This window comes from Rhodococcus sp. 05-2254-6, from assembly GCF_002258565.1.
Taxonomy (GTDB): Bacteria; Actinomycetota; Actinomycetes; order Mycobacteriales; family Mycobacteriaceae; genus Rhodococcoides.
On record NZ_NOZF01000058.1, the window covers coordinates 1 to 1250 of the forward strand.

At 64.2% G+C, this 1250-nt stretch carries 1 protein-coding gene; it reads left to right on the forward strand.

Annotated elements, in window-relative coordinates; translation table 11 throughout:
- A partial coding sequence (locus CH256_RS07290; protein ID WP_143536532.1) for an acyl-CoA carboxylase subunit beta occupies positions 1-1250 on the forward strand: 1250 nt, incomplete at both ends.

Sequence of the window (1250 nt, forward strand, 5' to 3'; positions counted from 1 at the left end):
CCCGATATCCATACCACTGCGGGTAAATTGGCCGATCTTCGTAAACGTCTCGCGGTTGCGGAGATTCCGTCCGGTGAGGCAGCGGTGGACAAGGTCCACGCCAAAGGCAAGCTCACCGCCCGCGAACGGATCACCGCGTTGCTCGACGAGGGCTCGTTCGTCGAACTCGACGCCCTCGCCCGGCACCGCTCCCAGAACTTCGGGCTCGGGGACAACCGGCCCTTCGGTGACGGTGTCGTCACCGGCTACGGCACCGTCGACGGCCGCGATGTGTGCGTGTTCTCCCAGGACGCAACCGTCTTCGGCGGCTCCCTGGGCGAAATCTACGGCGAGAAGATCGTCAAGGTCATGGACCTGGCCGTCAAAACCGGACGCCCCCTGGTCGGCATCAACGAAGGTGCCGGAGCCCGCATCCAGGAAGGCGTCGTCTCCCTCGGGTTGTACGGCGAGATCTTCCACCGCAACGTCCGCGCCTCCGGAGTCATCCCCCAGATCTCGGTGATCATGGGACCCGCCGCCGGCGGGCACGTCTACTCCCCGGCACTGACCGACTTCGTGGTCATGGTCGACGGCACCTCCCAGATGTTCGTCACCGGACCCGACGTCATCAAAACCGTCACCGGCGAGAACGTCACCATGGAAGAACTCGGTGGCGCGCACACCCACATGGAGAAATCCGGTGTCGCGCACTACGTCGCCTCCGGCGAACAAGACGCGTTGGATTACGTCCGCGACCTCCTGTCCTACCTACCGAGCAACAATCGCGCCGACGCTCCCCGCACCGCACCCTCGGACCCGATCACCGGGTCCATCGAAGACAATCTGACCGCCGAGGATCTCGAACTCGACACCCTGATCCCCGACTCACCGAACACCCCGTACGACATGCACGAGGTCATCACCCGGATCCTCGACGACGACGAATTCCTCGAAGTCCAAGAAGGTCGGGCCCGCAACATCATCGTCGGGTTCGGGCGCATCGACGGCCGATCGGTGGGGATCGTGGCCAACCAACCCACCCAGTTCGCCGGAACGTTGGACATCGATGCCTCCGAGAAAGCAGCCCGGTTCGTCCGGACCTGCGACTGCTTCAACGTCCCGATCATCACCCTGGTCGATGTTCCCGGGTTCCTGCCCGGCACCGGGCAGGAATACAACGGCATCATCCGACGCGGCGCGAAACTGCTCTACGCCTACGGCGAAGCGACCGTCGGCAAGATCACCGTCATCACCCGCAAAGCGTACGGCGG